This is a genomic window from Streptomyces mobaraensis NBRC 13819 = DSM 40847, from assembly GCF_017916255.1.
GTDB classification, from domain to species: Bacteria; Actinomycetota; Actinomycetes; order Streptomycetales; family Streptomycetaceae; genus Streptomyces; species Streptomyces mobaraensis.
In genome coordinates this window covers 2,144,080-2,165,002 of sequence record NZ_CP072827.1, presented here as the reverse complement: position 1 = coordinate 2,165,002, position 20,923 = coordinate 2,144,080, and the positions used below count along the sequence as shown (strand labels likewise).

Here is a 20,923-nt window from a genome sequence, read left to right as displayed (position 1 = left end):
GTGTTCGCCGAACTCCGCCCGCTCGGCCCACGAAGGGGCCAGGGGACGCTCGCGGCGCCCCCGGGCCTGACCGTTCCGCTCCGCTCAGTGGCAGCTGGTGCCCGGGGCGCACGGCCCGCACTTGGCGTAGTCCGCCTCCCAGAGCTTCCAGTCCACCTCGAACCCGTTCTCGGCGATGATCTTCGCGGTGCGTTCGACCGACCCGTCGTACTTGAACGCGATCTCGGGGATGTGCTCCAGGAACCGGCCCTGGAAGTGCTCGTGGCAGAACTCGCGGTAATTGCGGGTGTCCAGGATGAAGGTGTGAACGGCGATGTCCACGGTCCGGCCGCAGCACATCTCCAGCTTCTGCCCCCACTTCTCCATCGCCGTGATCAGGTATGAGACGGCCGCGTGAAAGAGCCTGTTCGCGTACACCTCGTCGAAGGGGTAGTCCCGCATCAGCAGCTGGATCTCCCGCTCCCACACCTCGGGCTTGACGTAGTCCCGAGGATCACGGACCTTCGGCCTGGCCTCGACTGCCGTTGCCATACTGTCCTCCCTGCTGCTCGGACCTGCCGCCCCGCGAGCCGGGGGCGTGCCCCCAGTACACCGCCGGCCGCGGGCCCGTGGTGATCGATTGCCGCTGGTCGCACACGGTGTGCAGATGCTGCACGCGCTCTCGACGGCCGCCGGGCCCGCACGTACGGTTGGCGCGCCGGTCCTGCGCCCGCTGGAGGTGTGGTGAACACCGATGCGCTGTGGAGAACCCCCGAAGCCGTCGCCCTGATCGGCCACCGCCGAGCCGGCGCGCTCATCCGGCTCGGACGGGTCCATCTCGGGTGGCGGCAAGCCGACCTCGGCCGCCGGGTGGGCTGCTCGGCCTCCACGGTCTCCCGCCTGGAACGCAGCGGCACCCCCGACATCGGGCTGCTGCGGCGCGCCGCCCGCGAGGTGGGGTTACCGACAGATGTTCTGGCCGCGACCGTCGGCCTCGGGCCGGGGGCGCCCACTACAGTGGCGCCGTCCGGTCAGCGTCATGCCGAGGAGGACCCGTTGCGCCGCCGCTCACTGCTCGCCGCTGCCGGAACCGCCGTCCCCCTCCAGCTCCTGGCCGGCATCGACGAGGCGCTCGCCGCTCCACCCGAACCGCACAGCCCTCCGGCCTCCGTCGCCCCGCGCCTGGCCCGCGCCCACGGCCTGTTCGACGCCGGCCGCCACGCCCAGCTCCTCGAAGCACTGCCCGCGCTCCTGGCCGACGCCCGCGCCGCAACCGCCGCCCGCACGGAGGCCACGTACGCGACCCTGTCGTCCTGCTACTCGCTGGCCTCGCGCGTGCTGACGAAGATCGGCCACTACGAGCGATCCCGGATCACCGCCGACCGGGCCATCACCTACGCGGACCTCTCCGGCGACCCGATCGCCACCGCCGCCGCGTCCCGCGAGCTGAGCATCGTCCTGCGGCACCAAGGCCGGCCGGACGCCGCCCAGCGCCTCGTGGACAGTGCCTTGGCCGCCGTCGAGCGGACCGGCCTGTCCACCCGGGCGCAGAGCATGGCGTACGCGCAGATGCTGTGCACCACCTCGTACACCGCCGCTCGGGCCGGTCACCGCGACCAGGCCCTCGCCCTGATCTCCGAAGCCTCGCGCGCGGCCCGCCGCCTGCCGCACATCCCGCCGACGGGAGCCGCCTTCTCCATCAGCCCGGCCGCCGTCACCCTCTATGAAGTCGGCGTCCACTGGGCCCTCGGGGACGCCGGCGCAGCCCTCCACGTCGGCCGTGAGCTGCGCCCGGGGCAGTTCCCGACGGCCGAGCGGAGGGCCCGCATGCACACCGACCTGGCCCGCGCCTGGTGGCAGTGGGGCAAGCCCCAGCAGACCGCCGACGCCCTGCTGGAGGCCCTGCGTACTTCCCCGGCCGAGGTTACGGACCGGCCGGCGATCCGCCGCGTCGCTGTTGATCTGGTCAACCGGCACCCCCACACGGCTGGGTGGCGGGAACTTGCTGCGGGCATCGGGCTGCCCGCCCGGTAGCGCTCACTGTGTCGTTCGAAGCCACGGTCTTGCTGTCGAACGAGAACGTCGCGCCATGGGCATCGAATCCCTGCCCCAGAACCTCGGCGAGGCGATCGAGCTGATGGAGCGGAGCGAACTGGTCGCGGAGACGCTGGGCGAGCACGTCTTCGACTTCTTCCTGCGCAACAAGAAGCAGGAGTGGGAGGAGTACCGGTCGGAGGTCACGGCGTTCGAGCCGAGGAAGATGCTGCCGGTTCTTTAGGTCGGGGGGCGGGCGGGGGTTCTCGCCTCAAGGGGTGTGGCGGGGCTCGCGGTTGGTAGCTGCGGGCCCAGGTAGTGGTGCCGGGGGTGTCGCTGCGCGCTGTGGGCCCCACGTTGGCCCGCGAAGTCACCGCCCGGCGCGGACTATCCCCGCGTGCGCGGGGACCACACTTCGTGACCTGCATCGTTCCTGTGGAGCGACGGCGTTTTCCTTCACTTCCTCATCGCCGCTCTATCCTCTCCGGAAGACCCGAGGGTCATGTTTCCCCCAGTACCTTCTCGACAAAGACCAGGGACTCCTGCGGTCCGAGCGCCTGCGCCCGGGCGGCTCGGTAGCGCAGGTCCAGGACTTGGAGCTCCTTCGCGTCGGTGACCACGCGGCTGAAGAGTTGCACCCCGTACAGTCCCACCATCGTGCCGTTCGTGAGCTTCAGCAGTCTGAACGGCCCGTCGAGGCCGCAGTTCTCCTCGCTGCGCAGGGGCAGGACTTGGAGCTCCACGTTCGGCCGTCGGCCGATCTCCAGCAGGTGGCGGAGCTGCTGCCGCATGGCCGTTCCGCCCCCGATGGTGCGGCGCAGCGTCGCCTCGCACAGCACGAAGCTGAAGGAGGGGTGTCGCGCCGAAGCCGTGACGGTCTTCTGCCGAGCCATCCGCGCGGCCACGCGCCGTTCGATCTCGTCCTGGGCGAACGGCGGGCGGCGGTTGGTGTACACCGCCCGTGCGTAAGCCTCCGTCTGGAGGAGTCCGTCGATGACGGAGTTGTCGTACGCCCACAGCTCGACGGCGTCCCGCTCCAGCTTCGCGATGTCCCGGACCTTTTTCAGGTAGCGCGCCTCCGTCAGGTCCTCCCGCATGGCGGCGAGCTTCCCGCCCGCCCCCAGCAACTCGTCCGCCTTCTCCAGGAAGCGCGGCTGGGGGACGCGCTCGCCCCGCTCCACCTTGTAGATCAGTTCCCTGCCGTAGCCGAGGGCCGCCGCCAGTGCCGCCGCGTCCATTCCCGCCGCCTCCCGCCACAGCTTCAGCTGCCGTCCCACCGCGGCGACCAGCACCACGGACTCGTCGTCGGGGTCGAGCTCCCACCCGTTCTCGTCACTCATTCGCGCCACCTCCACGTACCGGCCACCGGCGTCCCCGCGGTGCTGGTCGGCAGCGTGGCAGGCACGGCGACGGCCCGGGGCGGGAACCGGGGTTTCGGCCCCGATCGGGGGTGGGTGCCGCCTCTCACCCCGGCGCCGCTGTCGATACGCTGGAGATCGGGCCTTGACCGGGCATGGTCAGCTGGAGGCGATGGGGCGATGGGATGACAGTGCCGGACGGGCGGCCCGAGAGCCGGCGCGGTAGCACGTACACCAGGCTCGTGCGGAGCGGGTTCGTCGATCCGGCCGCCGCCGAGCGGCTGCTCGACGACGCCGACGGGCTGGCGGCGCTGCGCGACGATCCCGTGTTCCTGGACGCGCTGGGCGCGACCGCCGACCCCGATCTCGCGCTGCTCGGCCTCGTCCGGCTGGCCGAGGCGCTGGAGGCGAAGCGCGGGGCGGCCGAACGGCAGGAGCTGCTGGACACCGTCGTCAGCGCGAAACCCCTGCGCGACCGGCTGCTGGGCGTGCTCGGCGCGTCCGAGGCGCTCGCCGATCACCTCGCCCGGCACCCGGGCGACTGGCACGCGCTCGTCACGTTCGAGCGGGCCGATCTCCATCCCGGAACGGCCGAGTTCGAGCGCGCCCTCGCCGAGGGGGCCGCGGCCGGCCGGGAGGCCGGACTCGTGCCGTCCGACGCGCTGCGCGCCGCCTACCGGCGCTGCCTGCTCACCGTCGCCGCCCGGGACGTCACCGGCACCACCGACGTCGCCGAGACCGCCGCCGAACTCGCCGACCTGGCCACCGCCACCCTCCGCGCCGCCCTCGCCATCGCCACCGACGAGCACCCCGACGACGCGGCGGCCTGCCGGCTCGCCGTCATCGGCATGGGCAAGTGCGGCGGCCACGAACTCAACTACGTGTCGGACGTGGACGTCGTCTTCGTCGCCGAACCGCGCGGCGACACCCCGGAGGGGACCGCGCTCCGGGCCGCCACCCGGCTCGCCTCCCGCATGATGCGGGTCTGCTCGGACATCACCCCCGAGGGCACCATCTGGCCCGTCGACGCCAACCTCCGCCCCGAGGGCCGCAACGGGCCCCTGGTGCGCACGCTCAGCAGCCACCTCGCGTACTACCAGCGGTGGGCGAAGACCTGGGAGTTCCAGGCGCTGCTCAAGGCCCGGCCGGTGGCCGGCGACCCCGGGCTCGGGCAGGAGTACGCGGACGCCGTGTCGCCGCTCGTCTGGCAGGCCGCCGAGCGCGAGAACTTCGTCCCCGACGTGCAGCAGATGCGCCGCCGCGTCGTCGCCTCCATCCCCGCCGACCGGCTCGACCGCGAGCTCAAACTCGGGCCCGGCGGGCTGCGGGACGTCGAGTTCGCCGTCCAGTTGCTCCAGCTCGTGCACGGCCGCAGCGACGCCACGCTGCGCAGCGGCGGCACCTTGGACGCGCTGGCCGCGCTCGCCGCCGGCGGGTACGTGGGACGGGCCGACGCCGCCGCGCTGGACGCCGCCTACCGCTTCCTGCGCGCCATGGAACACCGCATCCAGCTGCACCGGCTGCGGCGTACGCACCTCGTGCCCGAGAGCGAGGCCGAACAGCGGCGGCTGGGACGGTCGCTGGGTTTCCGGACGGAACCCGTCGCCGAACTGGGCAAGGAGTGGCGGCGGCACGCCCGCGAGGTGCGCCGGTTGCACGAGAAGCTGTTCTACCGGCCGCTGCTGGACGCCGTCGCCCAGCTCGAACCGGGCGAGATCCGGCTCAGTCCGAAGGCCGCCGGGCAGCGCCTGGGCGCGCTGGGGTACGCGGACCCCGCCGCCGCGCTCCGCCATCTGGAGGCGCTTGCCTCGGGAGTGACCCGGAAGGCGGCGATCCAGCGTACGCTGCTGCCCGTGCTGCTGGGCTGGTTCGCGGACTCCTCCGACCCCGACGCGGGACTGCTCAACTTCCACAAGGTCTCCGACGCGTTGGGCAAGACACCCTGGTACCTGCGGCTGCTGCGCGACGAGGGCGCCGCCGCGGAGAACCTCGCCCGCGTCCTGTCCGCCGGGCGGCTCGCCCCCGACCTGCTGCTGCGCGCCCCCGAGGCGGTCGCCCTGCTCGGCGCCCCGGAAGGGCTGCGACCGCGCGACCGCGAGGCGCTGGAGCAGGAGACGCTGGCGGCCGTCGGCCGGGCCGAGGACGCGGAGAAGGCGATCGTCGCGGTGCGGGGGGTGCGGCGGCGGGAGCTGTTCCGTACCGCCGCGGCCGACATCGTGGGCGCCTACGGACGCCCGGGCGCGCCCGCGCCGGAAAACGGGTCGCGCGACCACGGCGCCCGCTGCGACCTCGTCGGCCGGGCCGTCTCCGACCTGAACGCCGCCGCGTTGGCGGGGGCCCTGCGCGCCGCCGTCCGCGCGGAGTGGGGCGACACCCTGCCCACGCGGTTCGCCGTCATCGGCATGGGCCGCTTCGGGGGGCGCGAGCAGGGGTACGGGTCCGACGCGGACGTCCTGCTCGTGCACGAGCCCCGGGAGGGCGTCGGCGACGAAGAGGCCGCCAAGGCCGCCTTCGCCGTCGCGAACGAGATGCGGCGGCTGCTGCAACTGCCGACGACGGACCCGCCGTTGCTGATCGACGCGGATCTGCGGCCGGAGGGGAAGTCGGGGCCGCTGGTGCGCAGTCTCGCTTCCTACGCGGCGTACTACCGGCGGTGGTCGCTGGTCTGGGAGAGCCAGGCGCTGCTGCGGGCGGAGCCGGTCGCCGGTGACGCGGACCTCGGGCGGCGGTTCGTCGAGATGATCGATCCTTTGCGGTATCCGGCGGAAGGGCTGTCCGAGGACGCCGTCCGGGAGATCCGGCGGCTCAAGGCGCGGATGGAGACGGAGCGGCTGCCCCGGGGAGCCGATCGGACCACCCACACCAAGCTGGGGCGTGGGGGGCTTTCCGATGTGGAGTGGACCGTCCAGCTGTTGCAGATGCGGCATGGGCATGCGGAGCCGCGGCTGCGGACGACGCGTACCCGGGAGGCGCTGTCGGCCGCCCACGCCGCGGGCTTCCTGGACGCCGACGAGGCGCGGATCCTCGACGAGGCGTGGGTGCTCGCGACGTGTGTGCGGAATGCGGTGATGTTGGTGCGGGGGAGGCCCGGGGATACGTTTCCGGGTGATCCTCGGGAGTTGGCGGCGGTGGGGCGGTATCTGGGGTACGAGCCGGGGCACGTCGGGGACATGCTTGACGATTACCGGCGGGTTACTCGGCGGGCTCGGGCCGTGGTCGAGGAGCGGTTTTACGGGGGGTAGGGGGGTGTGCCCCGGTCCCGCCCCTTCGCCGATTCCTGGGGCTGCGCCCCAGACCCCCTGATCGCGGCTTCGCCGCTCGTCCTCAAGCGCCGGACGGGCTGAGTGGTGCGCCCGGGGGCGCTATCCAGCCCGTCCGGCGTTTGAGGACAACCGCGCGGAGCGCGGTTTCCGGGGTGCGGGGGCTTGCCCCGTAAGGGGCACCCTCACCGCGAAGCCGAAGCCACCTGCCGCGCCAGCCGGTACGGGAACGCCCGGTACCACGAGTACGACACCGCGAACCCGAAGGCGAGGCACAGCAGCCCCCCGACCGCGTCCAGCCAGAAGTGGTTGGCCGTCGACACGATGACGGCGAGCGTCGCCACCGGGTACAGGGCGCCGAGGATCCGCACCCACATCCACCGGGCCAGCAGCGCGATGGTGACGCCGCACCACAGGGACCACCCGATGTGCATGGACGGCATCGCCGCGTACTGGTTGGAGACGTCGGCGAGGTTGCCGGAGGCCATGGATCCCCAGGTGTGGTGGACGAGGACGGTGTCGACGAAGCCGGGGCCGCCGTCCATGAGCCGTGGGGGTGCGAGGGGATACAGGTAGTAGCCGAGGAGGGCGACGGCGGTGGTGGCGAAGAGGGCGAGGCGGGCGGCGCCGTAGCGGCCGGGGTGCCGGCGGTAGAGCCAGACGAGCACGCCGATGGTGAGCACGAAGTGCAGGGTGGCGTAGTAGTAGTTCATGCCGACGATGAGCCACGTCACCGAGTTCACGGCCTTGTTGACGGTGTGCTCCACGGCGATGTGGAGGGTCTGCTCGGTGGACCAGACCCAGTCGGCGTTGCGCTGCGCGTCGGCCCGCTGTTCCGGAACGGCGTTGCGGACCAGGGAGTAGGTCCAGTAGCCGATGGCGATGAGCAGCACCTCGAACCACAGCCGCGGGCGGCGCGGCGTGCGCGGCCCGCGCCGCGACGGCCGGTCCGCGGGCGGCCTGTCCCCGCTTTCCCCGTTGGGCGGCGGGGGAGCCGTGCGGCCTTCCAGGGTCCTTGCTGTCGCTTCACCCATAGGCCCACAGTGTGCCAGAGTCCGCAGGAGCGCAGATCGACCTCAAGTCGGGTTTGGCGCGCTTTCGGCCGGGCGCGCGGACGTCGTACGGGCGCCCGGGACGGCGGTGCCCGGGACGGCGGTGTCCGCGGCGGTGGTGCCCGCGACGGTGGTGCCCGGGGCGCCGCTCCGCGCGGCCGGAGCCGAGCCCGTCGAGCCGCGGACGACCAGCTCCGGCAGGAACACGAACTCGCTGTGCGGCGCGGGCGTCCCGCCGATCTCCTCCAGCAGGGCCCGCACCGCCGCCTGGCCCATGGGCCGGACGGGCTGGCGGATCGTGGTCAGCGGCGGGTCGGTGAAGGCGATCAGCGGGGAGTCGTCGAAACCGACGACGGAGACGTCGCGGGGGACGTCCAGGCCCGCCCTGCGGACCGCGCGGACCGCGCCCAGCGCCATCATGTCGCTGGCGCACACCACGGCCGTACAGCCGCGTTCGAGGAGCGCGGCGGCGGCCGCCTGGCCACCCTCCAGGGTGAACAGGGAGTGCTCGATCAGTTCCGCGGCGTCGCCGGCGGCCAGGCCGAGCTGGTCCTCCACGCTCCGCAGGAACCCCTCGATCTTCCGTTGGACCGGCACGTACCGGCGCGGGCCGAGGGCCAGGCCGATCCTGCGGTGGCCCAGCTCCGCCAAATGGGTGACGGCGAGCCGCATCGCGGCCCGGTCGTCGGGGGACACGAACGGCGCCCTCACCTGCGCCGAGAAACCGTTGATCAGCACGAACGGGACGCCTTGCGCCCGCAGCCGCTCGTAGCGCTGCATGTCGGCGGAGGTGTCGGCGTGCAGGCCGGAGACGAAGATGATCCCGGCGACCCCGCGTTCCACCAGCATCTCGGTCAGCTCGTCCTCGGTGGAGCCGCCGGGGGTCTGGGTGGCCAGTACGGGCGTGTAGCCCTGACGCGTCAGGGCCTGCCCTATCACCTGGGCGAAGGCCGGGAAGATGGGGTTCTCCAGCTCGGGGGTGATCAGCCCGACCAGGCCGGCGCTGCGCTGCCGCAGCCGCACCGGCCGTTCGTAGCCGAGCACGTCGAGCGCGGCCAGCACGGACTGGCGGGTGGAGGCGGCCACCCCCGGCTTGCCGTTGAGGACGCGGCTGACGGTTGCTTCGCTGACACCCGCCTGGGCTGCGATATCGGCCAGCCGTGCGGTCACGGGAGGTGACTGTACCGGTCGCGTCCCGGACTTCCCACCGGCGGCCGTTCCCGGCCTCCCGCCGGACGCGGTCCGGGGCTTACCGCCGGCTGCCGTCCCGCGCTTTCCGCCGGCCGCCGCCGTCCCGCGCTTTCCACCGGACGCCATCTCAGACTTCCCACCAGACGCAGGTTTCCGCGGGCAGCCGGGCGGCTCCGCCGTGGAACTCCAGGGCCGCGGTGGCGAGCACCGGACGCCCCGGAACTGTCAGTTCCACTTCTTCCGGGAGGGTGTTGAGGGTGCAGACGAACCCCGGCCGGGAGAACGCCAGCACGCCCTCCGGCGCCGCCAGCCACGTCATCTCCCCGGCGCCGAGCCCGGGCAGGGCGCGCCGCAGGGCGAGCGCGGAGCGGTAGAGCTCCAGCGTCGAGCGGGGGTCGCCGGACTGCGCCTCCACCGACAGCGTCCGCCACTCCGCGGGCTGCGGCAGCCAGCTGCCCTCCGCCCCGGAGCCCGGCCCGAAGCCGTACGGGGCCTCCTCGCCCGACCACGGGAGCGGTACCCGGCAGCCGTCACGGGTGCCGTCCTGGCCGTCCCCCCGGAAGAACGCCGGGTCCTGGCGTACCTCGTCCGGCAGGTCCACGACCTCCGGCAGCCCGAGTTCCTCGCCCTGGTAGACGTAGGCGGATCCCGGCAGCGCCAGCATCAGCAGCGCGGCGGCGCGGGCCCGGCGGGTCCCCCGCTCGCCGCCGCCGTAGCGGGTGGCGTGCCGCACCACGTCGTGGTTGGAGAGGACCCAGGTGGTGGGCGCGCCGACGGAGTGGGTGGCGGCGAGTGACGCGTCGATCACCTCGCGCATCGGCGCCGCGCCCCAGGCGCACGTCAGGAACTGGAAGTTGAACGCCTGGTGCAGCTCGTCCGGGCGGACGTACAGGGCCAGCCGCTCGGAGGTCGGCGCCCATGCCTCCGCCACGCCGATCCGGTTGCCGGGGTAGGAGTCCAGCAGCCGGCGCCAGGAGCGGTGGATCTCGTGGACGCCGTCCTGGTCGAAGAACGGCAGTACCTGGGCACCGATGAGTTTGGCCTGTTCTTTTCGCCCGATGTCGGGCAGGCCGGGTGCCTTGACCATGCCGTGCGCCACGTCGATGCGGAAGCCGTCCACGCCGAGGTCCAGCCAGAAGCGGAGCACGGACTCGAACTCCGCGCGCACCTCGGGGTCGTCCCAGTCGAGGTCCGGCTGCTCGGGGGCGAACAGGTGGAGGTACCACTCGCCGGGCGTGCCGTCGGGGTTCGCGGTGCGGGTCCAGGCCGGGCCGCCGAACACGGACTCCCAGTCGTTCGGCGGCAGCTCGCCGTTCGTTCCCCGGCCGGGACGGAAGTGGTAGCGCGCCCGCGCCCGGCTCCCCGGCCCGGCCGCCAGCGCCTCCCGGAACCAGGCGTGCCGGTCGGAGGTGTGGTTGGGCACGATGTCCACGATGACGCGCAGGCCGAGGCGGTGCGCTTCGCGGACGAGGTCGTCCGCGTCCTGGAGGTCGCCGAACAGCGGGTCGACCGCCCGGTAGTCCGCCACGTCGTACCCGCCGTCCGCCTGCGGCGACGCGTAGAACGGCGTCAGCCACACCGCGTCCACGCCCAGCTCCGCCAGGTACGGCAGCCGCTGCCTGGCTCCGCGCAGGTCGCCGATGCCGTCGCCGTCGCTGTCGGCGAAGGAGCGGACGTAGATCTGGTAGATGACGGCTTGGCGCCACCACTCGTCCGTGCCGGACGGGGTGGGGGGTGTGGTGGGGGTGGGTGCGAGGTTCTTCTGGGTCATGGAGGTCCTATCGGGTGGAGGGGAAGGTGGTGGTGGGGCGCCTGCGGCGGGCTGGTGCCCCGGACCCGCCCTTTCGCCGTTTCTTGCGCGGGCAAGCCCCCGCACCCCCGAAACCGCGCTCCGCGCGGTTGTCCTCAAACGCCGGACGGGCTGTATCAGCCCGTCCGGCGCTTGAGGACGAGCGGCGAAGCCGCGAAAAAGGGGGGTCTGGGGGCTTGCCCCCAGGAAACGGCGAAAGGGCGGGACCGGGGCACAACCCCCGCCCGAAGGGCTACCCCTTCGTACCGCCGGCCGTCAGCCCGGCGACCAAGTGCCGCTGGGCGAAGAAGAACGCCAGCCCCGCCGGCACGGTGATCAGCACGGCGGCAGCCGTCATCAGCCCCCACTCGGCCTTCTGCTGCCCCACGAACGTCTGAAGCCCCACCGCCAAGGTGTAGTGCTCCTCGCTGCTCATGAACTGACTGGCGAAGGCCACCTCACCCCAGGCGGTGATGAAGGAGTAGAAGCCGGTGACGGCCAGGCCGGGCCGGGCCAGCGGCAGGATGAGCCGCCAGAACGTACCGAAGGGGGTGAGCCCGTCGACCCGCCCGGCCTCGTCGATCTCGGCAGGTATGGAGTCGAAGTAGCCCTTGAGCATCCAGGCGCAGAACGGCACGGAGATCGAGCAGTAGGTGAGGATCAGCCCGCCGTAGGAGTCCAGCAGCTTCAACTGCCCGAGGATGTTGTAGAGCGGCACGATCAGCACCGCCATCGGGAACATCTGCACCACCAGGAACGTCCACATCAGCGGCCGGCTGCCCGGGAACCGCAGCCGCGACACCGCGTACCCGGCGGTCGCCGCGATCAGCACGCCGACGACGGTCGCCCCCAGCGCCACGATCACCGAATTCCCGAACCAGGTCAGGAACTTGGTCTCGTGGAAGATGTGGCTGTAGTTCCCGAACCCGAACCCCGAGAACCGGGTGGGCTCCTGCCAGCCGTCCCGCCCCCGCAGCGACACGAAGACGATGAAGAGGACGGGGAAGAGGGACACCAGCGAGGCCACGACCAGCGTCGCGTGCAGGGCGACGGACGCGCCCCGGGAGCGCTCCCCGCGCGCACGGGCCTTCCGGGTCATCGCGCCTCCTCCTGCCGGGCCAGCAGCCTGCGGTAGAACACGGCGAACACCAGCAGCAGCGAGAGGATGAGGATCCCGTACGTCGCCGAGCCCGCGTAGTCCCGGATGCCCTGGAAGGCCAGCCGGTAGGAGTACGTCACGAGGATCTCGCTCTCGGAGCTCGCGCCCTGCCCGATCAGCAGGTAGATGACCTGGAACATGTTGAACGTCCAGATGGTGCCCAGCAGGATCACCGTCCCGCTCACCGGCCGCAGCCCGGGCAGGGTCACGTGCCGGAACCGCTGCCAGGGCGAGGCGCCGTCCATCTCGGCCGCCTCGTGCAGCTCGGCCGGGATGGACTGCAGCCCGCCGAGGATCGCGACCATCATGAACGGCACGCCCAGCCACACGTTGACCGCGACGGCCGACATCTTCTGCAGCGTGCTGTCGCCGAGCCAGTCCACCGCGCCCACGCCCAGCTTCTCCAGCATCGCGTTGAGCACGCCGTACTTCTCGTTGAACATCAGCCGCCACGAGAAGGTGGCGACGAACGCCGGCACCGCCCACGGCAGGATCAGCAGCACCCGGTACAGCGCCCGGAAGCGCATCCTGCGGTTGAGCAGCAGGGCCAGCCCGAGGCCGATCGCGTAGTGCAGGAAGACGCAGGCGGCCGTCCAGACGACGGTCCAGCCGAGCCGGCCGTAGAAGTGGCCCTCCTGGCCGGAGAGCACCTTCCAGTAGTTGTCCAGCCCGACGAACTCGTACGTCGACGGGATGTGGTTGACGCCGATCGTCCGGCCCACGTTGGCCTCGTTGGCGTCGGTGAGCGACAGGTAGATGCCTCGGCCCAGCGGGTATCCGACGAGGACGGCGAGGACGACGACCACCGGCAGCACCATCGCCCAGGCGTACCAGTGGGTGTCGAAGGACCGGCGGGCGCGTGTCACCAGGCGGGGGCGCGCGGTCGTGGTCACGGCAGCGGTCACGGCATTACTCCTGGACCGCGTAGTCCTTGAGGAGGGCGGACTTCCACTCCTTGGCCGTGGCGTCCAGACCCGCCTGCGGCTCCTCCTTGAGCGTCAGGATCCGGGTGTAGTGCTGGAGCCAGACGGTGAACAGGTCGCCGCCCTGCGGGATCGGCGGGCGCGGGTGCGCCGTGGCCAGCGCCTCGTGGAAGGACTTGCGGACCGGGTCGGCCAGCACCTCCGGCGTGTAGGCCGACTTGCGCGTCGGCAGCAGCCCGATGGACTTCGAGATCTCCGTCTGGTGCTCGGCGTCCGTCATGAACCGCGTGAAGAGGTACGACGCGTCGAAGTTCCCCGAACCGGCGTAGACCACCAGGTTGTGTCCGCCCACCGGAGCCCCCGCCACCCCGGTCGACCCCGCCGGCACCGCCGCGATGCCCAGGTTGTCCTTGTTCTTGAACGCCTCGCCGCCGAACAGCTCCTTGGTCGCCCAGGGACCGTCGATCAGCATCGCCAGCTTGCCGTTCTTGAAGTCCGTCTTCAGCGCGTTGTACCCGTCGGTGCCCGCCGGCTTGGGCGCCGCGCCGGACTTCACCAGGTCGACGGCGGTCTCGATGCCCTTGCGGGACGCCGCGTCGGAGATGGTGATCTTCTTGGCCGCCGCGTCGACCATGTCGCTCTTCTCGCCGTAGAGGAACGGCAGCGAGTAGTAGCTGTCCGGGCTGAGACCGATGCCGTCCGCGCCCGCCTTCTCCTTGACCTTCTTGGCCGCGTCCTTGACCTCCTGCCAGGTGGCCGGCGGCTTGTCCACGCCCGCCTTCTTGAAGAGGTCCTTGTTGTAGAGCAGCCCGAGGGTGTCGGTGACCTGCGGGACGCCGTACGTCTTGCCCTCGTACGCCGCGTTCTTCAGCGGCCCTTCGAGGAAGTCGTCCGTCTTGTCCAGCGCCGGGGTGCCGGTGAGGTCCTTGAGGTAGCCGAGCTGCGCGAATCCCGGCGTCCAGCCGACGTCCGAACGGAGCACGTCCGGGGCGCCCTTGCCGGTGGACGCGGCCGTCTTGAACTTCTGCTGCGCCTGGTCGAACGGCACGTTGACGTAATCGACCTTGATCTTCGGGTACTTGGCCTCGAAGTCCTTCACCAGCTTCTTGAACGCGGGCGCCTCGTTGGTCGCGTCCGACGTGTCCCACCAGGTGACCGTCCCGCTCACACTGCCCGGATCCTTGGCCGCCTTGGACCCGTCGCTCCCCCCGCCACCGCCGTCGCCACCACAGGCGGTCGCGGTCAGGGCCAGCACACCGACGACGGCGGCGACCGATATGCCTCTTCGCATCCGGTTCTCCTCTTCACGAGGGCCGATCCTGGAGCGGGCGGCCCGAGCTGAGGAGGAAGCTAACAGGCTGCAATCTCTTGCGAAAGACCTTGCAAGGAGGGAAAGCGGGGATTTCCGCGCCGTCACCGGACCGTGTCCTGAGGGGTTGACCGGGGCGGGTGGGGCTCGTACGGTCTCGGGGCGCGGCCGGGTTGCCGCCTTCTTGCAACGCGCTTGCAGCCGCCTCGCAGCCCTCGCGCGCGTTCAGCCATCCGCCACCCGCCACCCCGGGAGCCGTCATGCCGCGCACCACCGCCCTCCGGCGCGCCCTGGCCGCCGCCCTCGCCCTGCTGGCCGGGGCCGTGGTCCCCGCGCCCGAGGCGCGGGCCGCCGCGCCGGGCGGACGGGACGTCACCGCCGTCCTGTTCCAGTGGCGGTACGACGACGTGGCCCGCGAGTGCGGCGCCGCCCTCGGTCCCGCCGGGTACGGCTACGTCCAGGTCTCACCGCCCCAGGAGCACATCCGGGGCCCGCAGTGGTGGACCTCGTACCAGCCCGTCGGCTACCGCATCGCCGGCCGGCTCGGCGACCGGGCCTCCTTCGCGCACATGGCGTCCGCCTGCCACCGGGCCGGGGTGAAGGTCGTCGTGGACGCGGTGCTCAACCACATGTCCGCCGGCTCCGGTACGGGTACCGGCGGCACGGCGTACACCAAGTACGACTACCCCGGTACGTACGGGGACCGCGACTTCCACCGCTGCCGTCGGCCCATCTCCGACTACACCAGCCGGGACGACGTCCAGAACTGCGAACTCGTCGGCCTCGCCGACCTGGACACCGGCAGCGAGACGGTCCGCGACCGGCTCGCCCGCCACCTCGACGACCTGCTCGCGCTCGGCGCGGACGGCTTCCGGATCGACGCCGCCAAGCACATCCCGGCCGCCGACCTCGCGGCCGTCAAGGCGCGGCTGCGCACACCGGACGTCTACTGGAAGCAGGAGACCATCTACGGCGCCGGGGAGGCCGTCCGGCCGGAGGAGTACCTCGGCACGGGCGACGTCCAGGAGTTCCGCTACGCCCGCGAGCTCAAGCGCGTCATGACGCCCGGCCAGGGGCACTTGGCCGAACTGCGGACCTTCGGCGAGGCACGCGGCTGGGTGCCCGGCGGCAAGGCGTCCGTCTTCGTCGACAACTGGGACACGGAACGCGACGGCAGCACCCTCAACCGCACCACGGGCCCCGCGTACGCGCTGGCCAACGTCGCCATGCTGGCCTGGCCGTACGGCTCGCCCGACGTCCACTCCGGATACGCCTTCACCGACCGCGACGCGGGGGCGCCGGGGGACGGGTGGACGTACGAGCACCGGCGGCGGGAGACGGCGGGGATGGTCGGGTTCCGGGCGGCGGTGCGGGGGGCTGGTGTGGTGCGGTGGTGGGACGACGGGGCGGACGCGGTCGCTTTCGGGCGGGGTGCGAAGGGGTTTGTGGTCATCAACCGTGGTCGCGGTGCCGTCGCCCGTACCTTCGCCACGGCGCTGCCGGCCGGTGATTACCGTGATGTCCTGAGCGGACGGCGGGTGCACGTGGGGCGGGACGGACGGTTTACGGCGTCCGTGGCGGCGGATACGGCGCTGGTGTTGCACGTGGGGGCGCGGCGGTGAGTGGGGTGCCCTGGATGGGCTGGCTGTTCAGCCCGTCCGGCGTTTGAGGACGAGCGGCGAAGCCGCGACAAGCGGGGTCTGGGGCGCAGCCCCAGGAAACGGCGAAGGGGCGGGACCGGGGCACCCACCCCCCACCCCCAACCGACCGCTTAGGATGCCCCCATGAACCCCCGGCCGCCCCGCAGAATGGACGTGGAACAGCGCCGCCGGCAACTGATCACCGTAGCCCTCGACCTGTTCAGCGAACGGCCCCCCGAGGATGTCTCCCTCGACGACATCGCCGCGGCGGCCGGCATCTCCCGCCCCCTCGTCTACCACTACTTCGCGGGCAAGCGGAGCCTCTACGAGGCGACCCTGCGCCGCGCGGCGGACGACCTCACCGAGCTCCTCACGGCGTCAGAGCAACTCCCGCCGGGCGAGGGGCTGCTGGCCGTCGCCGGCCGGTTCCTCGACTTCGTCGAGGCGCATGGCGCCGGCCGTTTCACGCTGCTCCGCGCGCACCCGGACCTGATCGACGAGGTGCGTGACGCGGCGTACGGCCAACTGCTGGCGCACCTGGGCGTCGAGACGCCGGGCCCCCGCCTGGAGGTGGTCCTGCGGTCGTGGATCTCGGTCGCGGAGACGGCGGCCCGCTGGTGGCCGGACGGCCGCCGGATCCCGCGCGCGGAACTGGAGTCGCAGCTCGTGCACTCGTTCGTGGCGCTGACGGCGGTGGGCGCGGCGCACGACGACGGGATGGCGGCCGTCCTGCGGCGGATCGTGGCCGAGGAGCCGGCGGACGGCCCGTTCACCGAGGCGGCGACGGCACTGGCCGCCCTCTGAAGCGGTGCCGGTCGGGGAACCGGCCTCACTTCAACGCGGCCACCCGCTTCCCGTCCCGCGTCCGCCCGGCCAGCCGGGCGACCGCGCCCTGCCCGGCCGGGAGGGCGAGCAGCGGACCGGCCCCGGTGCCGCGCACCCCGCCCGTCGCGGTGATCGAGACGACGTCCGGGCTGCCCGCCGCCAGCGCGTACCGGTTCCCGCCGGGCGACTTCCACAACGCGCCCGCCAGGACGTGCGGTTGGCGGGCGCCGCAGGCCGGGGTGTCCTCGGCGCGGGCGACGACGGCCGCCTGGGCGCCGGGCCGGCCGCCGGGCGTCAGGAACCCGGCGACCGCGCGCCCGCCCGCCCCGCGCCAGGTCTCCGCGCGGGTGCACAGCCACTCCGCGACACCGGCCCCGCCGGGCAGCGGCTGCCGGGCGAACTCCCAGGCGTTGACGGACCGTACGCCCTGCGAGCGCAGGCTCGGCAGCAGGCAGGCGGTGTGCGCCCAGACGGCGCGCTCGGCGGCCCCGGCCGCCGTCCGGTCCGGCCCCGCGGCGCCGGAAGCGGGCGCCCCGCTCGTGAGCCGCGCGGGGACGAGCTCCCCGAGGTCCGTCGCCAGCCGGCCGCCCAGCTGGAGCACCGGCCAGGACCGGCAGTCGCCCGCCGCCGCAGGACCGGCCGTCGGGTCCGTCACCCCGTCCGCGCCCCGGTGCAGCGGCTGGGCGGCCCCGGCCGGGTCGAGGAGGTCGCGGACGGCCGCCGAGGAGACCCAAGGGGCCGTCAGGTAGCGGACGTTGCCGTCGGTGCGGCCGAGGACGACGGCCGTCGCCGCGTCCTCGTCCGCCGCGTCCGTCCGCGCGAAGTCCAGGGCGGCGGCCGTGGCGTCGCCGTTCCTCGGCTCGGCGTACCGGACGACGCGCAGGCCGTCGTAGAGCAGGACGACCACCGCCGAGTCCACCGCGCCCGCGTACAGCAGCTGCGGCGGGCCGGGTGCGGGACCGGCCGGGGTGCCGGGGGTGGCGGTCACCTGGACCGTGCTCCCCGGGCGGGCCCAGACGGACAGCGCCCGGCGGAGCAGCGCCTCGTCGTCCGTACGGTCGCCGCGGGCGGGCCAGGAGGCGAAGCCCGGGCGGTCGGCGCGGCGCCAGGCGTCGGCGGGGGCGCGCGTCAACCGCCCCGGGTCCAGGGCCTGTTCGGCGGCGGCGTTCCGGGCGTACGCCGGGGCCGCGGCGCCGTCGGGCCCCCAGCCGCCGCCCGGTACGGCGAGCAGCCCGCCGCAGACGACGGCCGCCGCGAGGGCCGCCGCCGCGGCGCGCAGGTGCTGGCGGCGGCGCATCAGGTCGGTGGGACGGGCCTGGAGCGAGCAGGCGTCGAACTCCGCCGACTCCAGCAGCGAACCGTCGCGGGACCCCGCCGGCACCCGGACCGCCGCCGCCTCGGCGAGGGCCGCGCCCGGCTCGGCCACCCCGGCCGCCGCCAGCAGCGCCCGGACCTCCCGGTCGGACGGCAGCTCCAGGGCGCGCAGCACGAACGCGGCCCGGGCGGGCGGCGAGAGGCGGCCGAGCGCCTGGTCCAGGGCCAGTTCGTCGGCGCCTCCCGAGCGGGGGAACAGGCGCAGGCCCCACACCTGCGGCAGCGGTGGCGGCAGCAGCCCGGGCCGCGGCGGCCACAGCCGGCCGCGCGGCCGGCCCGCCGCCAGCGCGCCGCGCACGACTCGCAGCCGGACGTAGGCGTAACCGGGGTCGTCGTTCCGCCGCTCCTCCGGTCCGCGCGGGCCCGGGACGGCGTCCGGGGCGCACTCGACGAGGCTCACCCGGTTGCGCGGCAGGGACCGCTGCACCAGCGCGTGCGCCGTGAGCACCCTCCGGTTGCGGCCGAGACCGGCGGGGAGTACGAGGTAGCCCAGCCGCACCAGACGGGGGTAGTGCTCGACGATCGCCGCCTCGGCCTGCTCGATGTCGAGGGGACTGAGGGGGTCGGGGGCGCTGGGGTGACCGGCGGGGGGCCGGGGGGCTGTCGCTTGCTGCTCCACGTCGGTAGAACGAGTGAATGGTGGGATGGTCACCTCACCCCGCCGAGCGACGGCGCACGGGTGCGCCACCCGGCCGGGGGAGGAGCGTCGGCGCCCCGCGACGGGCCCGAACACCCTCGGCGGCGACGCGCGCGCCTGCGCGGGGCGGCGCTTTCGGGGCGTGAGCGCCCCGGGGCCACCAGGTCTCAAGAGGCGCGCGCCCACACACTCGTACGCCCCGCGTGGCGGCGCGCCCGCCCGTCGCACGCGGCGCCCTGCGCGCGGAGTGCCCGGGCGGGGGCGCCAGGTCCCGACACACGCGCGCCTTCACGTCCATGCGCCGCGCGTGGCTCTCCGCCTCGCGCGCGTCCGCCCGCCCCGAGGGTCCGTCCGCCCCGTGCCCCGCGCGGTGCCGCGCCTACGCCGCAAGCACCCCGCGCCTACGCCGCAAGCACCCCGCGCCTACGCCGCAAGCACCCCGCGCCTACGCCACGTACCGTGCGCGGATCCGGTTCACGGCCGCGTCCGGGACGCCCAGGCCGATCCGTACGTAGCCCTCGACCGTCCCGTACAGCCGCCGTACCTCCTCCAGCGCCGCCGCCAGGTACGCCGGGCGGACGCCGAAGACGGCGGAGGCGATCTCGGGGTCGCCGCCGGCCTCGGCGAAGCGGTCCGTGATCGGGGCGAAGGCGGCCCGCACCGCGGGGGCGACCGCCAGGTACTCCTCCTCCGCGGTCTCCCGGGAGGCGCCGAGCAGCAGCAGGAGGACCGTCGCGGCCCAGCCGGTGCGGTCCTTGCCCGCCGTGCAGTGGAACAGCAGCGGCCCGCAGTCCGGTTCGGCGAGGGTGGTGAACAGCCGGCCGTAGGCGCGGCAGGCGGCCTCGGAGGTGACGAACGCGCGGTACGACTCGCACATCAGCTTCTCCGCCTTGCCGCCCCCGAGGCGTTCGTCCGCGGCGGCCGGGCTGCCGAGCACCGACTCGATGCGCGCGGGCATCGCGGCGCCGCCCGGGAGCGTCCCCTCGGCGAGGACGTCGGCGACGATCAGCCGGGCACCGCGCGGCAGCCGGTCCGGGTGCTCGCGGCGCTCGTTCTCGCTGCGGAGGTCGACCACCGTGCGGATGCCGAGCGCGGCGACGGCCGGGTCCGCGGCCGGGTCGTGCCGGTCGAGCTGGCCGGACCGCAGCAGCAGGCCGGGCCGGACGGCGGAGTTGCCCACGAGCGCGATGCCGCCGAGGTCGCGGAGGTTGATGATGGTCGAGGCGTCGAACTGCGGCATGCGCGCGTCTCCCTCTTGTCGGCCTTCGCACTGTCGCGGGCGTTTTTCCGCTTTCCACTTTTATTGTGGAGAACGGTAGCCGAGCCCGCGACGGCACCACCGTGCGAGGGTCGCGTCACGGGGGCGCGGGGAGGTGCGGGCGCCCTGCCGCGATGCGGCGGAAAAGCCGGACGCCCCCTCCCGGGCCGGACGCGCGTACTCCGTACGGCCTCGGGAGAGGGCGGACGCGGGGTGCGGGGCCGTACGATGCCCCGCACCCCGCGCGGTTGACGGCCGCGCCGCCCGGTGGGCTCAGAAGCTGAACGGGCCGGGCGTCTGCTTGGTGACCGCCTTGCAGGTGTTGTTGACACCCAGGATGGACAGTCTCGCCGAGACGTCGGGGCTGCCCGCCGCCGGGATGTACGAGTCGAGCTTGTCGCCCGCCTTGACCTGGGCCTTCAGCGGGCCGACGGTCACCTTGGTGTTGGCCGGGATGGCCGGGTTCGAGGTGCCGGAGAAGGTCACCGTGCTGCCGTCGGGGCGCTGCAGGGTGAGCGACGTGGAGGTGGAGTCGGCCGGGATGTCCACCGGGAAGAGGTGCTGGTCGTTGCTGAGGTAGAGGGAGCCGACGCCGTTCTCGGCGGACCCCTCCAGGCTGATGTTCAGCACGCCGAACTGGCCGCAGTCGTACTGCGCCGTGGCGGACTGCTTGACGGCGCACTCCTGGGCCGCGATGGCGGGAGCGGCGGCGCCCAGGCCGAGCAGGGCGGTGGAGGCGATGACGGCGGTTTTCATGGACAGTCGCATGACGGGTGCTCTCCTGATCCGTGAACGTCTGACCCCTGCCGGTCGGGCAGGGCGAAGGAGACCGACCTGGAGCCGGCGGCGCGTCCGGTGCGTGGGTGGGGGGATGGAAGGGCCGGACCGGGTTCAGGGTCACCGGCCGCCGGAGCGGCGGGACCGTGTGCGTGCCGTACGTGGCGTGCAGATCGGGTAACGGTCGGAAAAAGCGGAAGACTTCCTTCTTTATGAGTGGAAGTCCCTTGCTGCGCAGCGCCGTTGACGATAGCACCAGGATGCACACCGGCAACAGTGAGTTTCGGAAGCCTCAAAGGGCGCGCGGTGCGGGGATGCGCACGGCGTACGGGACGCGCGCCGGGTACGCGCAGGGTGG

14 protein-coding genes and 2 pseudogenes are annotated in these 20,923 nt (G+C 73.3%); 5 read left to right on the top strand and 11 right to left on the bottom strand.

Features of this window, described 5'->3' with window-relative positions:
• Positions 1–84 precede the first annotated feature (84 nt).
• Entirely contained in the window at positions 85–531 is a 447-nt protein-coding gene (locus J7W19_RS08865; RefSeq protein ID WP_004938598.1) for a glycine-rich domain-containing protein, read from the bottom strand.
• Positions 532–723: 192 nt separating this feature from the next.
• Between J7W19_RS08865 and J7W19_RS08860 the strand changes: the two genes are divergently transcribed.
• Together J7W19_RS08860 and J7W19_RS08855 are read left to right on the top strand one after the other, a co-directional pair.
• Complete coding sequence (locus tag J7W19_RS08860) at positions 724–2,013, top strand: helix-turn-helix transcriptional regulator (protein ID WP_004938594.1); 1,290 nt, start codon at positions 724–726, stop codon at positions 2,011–2,013.
• Positions 2,014–2,053: 40 nt separating this feature from the next.
• Positions 2,054–2,257, top strand: a pseudogene (locus J7W19_RS08855) (glutamine synthetase); the annotation flags it as partial.
• Between the two features lie 256 nt (positions 2,258–2,513).
• Here J7W19_RS08855 and J7W19_RS08850 read toward each other — a convergent pair.
• Positions 2,514–3,353: a DUF5753 domain-containing protein gene (locus tag J7W19_RS08850; protein ID WP_004938588.1), complete on the bottom strand. Its 840-nt coding sequence runs from the start codon at positions 3,351–3,353 to the stop codon at positions 2,514–2,516.
• 203 nt (positions 3,354–3,556) lie between these two features.
• On the opposite strand from J7W19_RS08850, the gene J7W19_RS08845 reads away from it, so the two are divergent.
• Complete coding sequence (locus tag J7W19_RS08845; RefSeq protein ID WP_040887517.1) at positions 3,557–6,613, top strand: bifunctional [glutamine synthetase] adenylyltransferase/[glutamine synthetase]-adenylyl-L-tyrosine phosphorylase; 3,057 nt, start codon at positions 3,557–3,559, stop codon at positions 6,611–6,613.
• A gap of 203 nt (positions 6,614–6,816) precedes the next feature.
• Here J7W19_RS08845 and J7W19_RS08840 read toward each other — a convergent pair whose 3' ends face one another.
• The 6 genes from J7W19_RS08840 to J7W19_RS08815 form a co-directional block, all read right to left on the bottom strand.
• A complete protein-coding gene (locus J7W19_RS08840; RefSeq protein ID WP_040887515.1) occupies positions 6,817–7,665 on the bottom strand; it encodes a phosphatase PAP2 family protein in 849 nt (282 codons plus the stop codon).
• A 42-nt stretch (positions 7,666–7,707) separates the two neighbouring features.
• Positions 7,708–8,853 carry a LacI family DNA-binding transcriptional regulator gene (locus J7W19_RS08835; RefSeq protein ID WP_004938579.1) on the bottom strand — a complete coding sequence of 382 codons (1,146 nt, stop codon included), beginning with the start codon at positions 8,851–8,853 and terminating at the stop codon, positions 7,708–7,710.
• A 148-nt stretch (positions 8,854–9,001) separates the two neighbouring features.
• Positions 9,002–10,645 carry a glycoside hydrolase family 13 protein gene (locus J7W19_RS08830; RefSeq protein WP_004938576.1) on the bottom strand — a complete coding sequence of 548 codons (1,644 nt, stop codon included), beginning with the start codon at positions 10,643–10,645 and terminating at the stop codon, positions 9,002–9,004.
• A gap of 271 nt (positions 10,646–10,916) precedes the next feature.
• The gene (locus tag J7W19_RS08825; protein ID WP_004955996.1) at positions 10,917–11,762 is read right to left on the bottom strand and encodes a sugar ABC transporter permease; all 846 of its coding nucleotides are present in this window, start codon (positions 11,760–11,762) and stop codon (positions 10,917–10,919) included.
• Positions 11,759–12,640 (bottom strand): carbohydrate ABC transporter permease, encoded by an 882-nt coding sequence (locus tag J7W19_RS08820; RefSeq protein ID WP_078588296.1) that lies wholly within the window; start codon positions 12,638–12,640, stop codon positions 11,759–11,761. The genes J7W19_RS08825 and J7W19_RS08820 overlap by 4 nt, the downstream gene beginning before the upstream one ends.
• 91 nt (positions 12,641–12,731) lie before the next feature.
• Complete coding sequence (locus J7W19_RS08815) at positions 12,732–14,036, bottom strand: extracellular solute-binding protein (protein WP_004956000.1); 1,305 nt, start codon at positions 14,034–14,036, stop codon at positions 12,732–12,734.
• Positions 14,037–14,314: 278 nt separating this feature from the next.
• Between J7W19_RS08815 and J7W19_RS08810 the strand changes: the two are divergent.
• A pseudogene (locus J7W19_RS08810) lies at positions 14,315–15,670 on the top strand (alpha-amylase); the annotation flags it as partial.
• A 168-nt stretch (positions 15,671–15,838) separates the two neighbouring features.
• Positions 15,839–16,498: a TetR/AcrR family transcriptional regulator gene (locus tag J7W19_RS08805; protein WP_040892640.1), complete on the top strand. Its 660-nt coding sequence runs from the start codon at positions 15,839–15,841 to the stop codon at positions 16,496–16,498.
• Between the two features lie 25 nt (positions 16,499–16,523).
• Here J7W19_RS08805 and J7W19_RS08800 read toward each other — a convergent pair whose 3' ends face one another.
• The 3 genes from J7W19_RS08800 to J7W19_RS08790 all read right to left on the bottom strand — a co-directional run bounded on the left by J7W19_RS08800 (position 16,524) and on the right by J7W19_RS08790 (position 20,556).
• Complete coding sequence (locus J7W19_RS08800; RefSeq protein ID WP_004954988.1) at positions 16,524–18,512, bottom strand: hypothetical protein; 1,989 nt, start codon at positions 18,510–18,512, stop codon at positions 16,524–16,526.
• Positions 18,513–18,975: 463 nt separating this feature from the next.
• A complete protein-coding gene (locus J7W19_RS08795) occupies positions 18,976–19,770 on the bottom strand; it encodes a tyrosine-protein phosphatase (protein WP_004954990.1) in 795 nt (264 codons plus the stop codon).
• A gap of 291 nt (positions 19,771–20,061) precedes the next feature.
• Positions 20,062–20,556, bottom strand: a complete 495-nt coding sequence (locus tag J7W19_RS08790) for a hypothetical protein (RefSeq protein WP_004954993.1) — start codon at positions 20,554–20,556, stop codon at positions 20,062–20,064.
• Positions 20,557–20,923: the final 367 nt, after the last annotated feature.

Bases quoted from the DNA above. Each gene is read 5' to 3' on its own strand.
- J7W19_RS08865 (WP_004938598.1), bottom strand. From the start codon at position 531: ATGGCAACGGCAGTCGAGGCCAGGCCGAAGGTCCGTGATCCTCGGGAC.
- J7W19_RS08850 (WP_004938588.1), bottom strand. From the start codon at position 3,353: ATGAGTGACGAGAACGGGTGGGAGCTCGACCCCGACGACGAGTCCGTG.
- J7W19_RS08845 (WP_040887517.1), top strand. From the start codon at position 3,557: ATGACAGTGCCGGACGGGCGGCCCGAGAGCCGGCGCGGTAGCACGTAC.
- J7W19_RS08840 (WP_040887515.1), bottom strand. From the start codon at position 7,665: ATGGGTGAAGCGACAGCAAGGACCCTGGAAGGCCGCACGGCTCCCCCG.
- J7W19_RS08830 (WP_004938576.1), bottom strand. From the start codon at position 10,645: ATGACCCAGAAGAACCTCGCACCCACCCCCACCACACCCCCCACCCCG.
- J7W19_RS08825 (WP_004955996.1), bottom strand. From the start codon at position 11,762: ATGACCCGGAAGGCCCGTGCGCGCGGGGAGCGCTCCCGGGGCGCGTCC.
- J7W19_RS08820 (WP_078588296.1), bottom strand. From the start codon at position 12,640: ATGGTGCTGCCGGTGGTCGTCGTCCTCGCCGTCCTCGTCGGATACCCG.
- J7W19_RS08815 (WP_004956000.1), bottom strand. From the start codon at position 14,036: ATGCGAAGAGGCATATCGGTCGCCGCCGTCGTCGGTGTGCTGGCCCTG.
- J7W19_RS08805 (WP_040892640.1), top strand. From the start codon at position 15,839: ATGAACCCCCGGCCGCCCCGCAGAATGGACGTGGAACAGCGCCGCCGG.
- J7W19_RS08795 (WP_004954990.1), bottom strand. From the start codon at position 19,770: ATGCCGCAGTTCGACGCCTCGACCATCATCAACCTCCGCGACCTCGGC.
- J7W19_RS08790 (WP_004954993.1), bottom strand. From the start codon at position 20,556: ATGCGACTGTCCATGAAAACCGCCGTCATCGCCTCCACCGCCCTGCTC.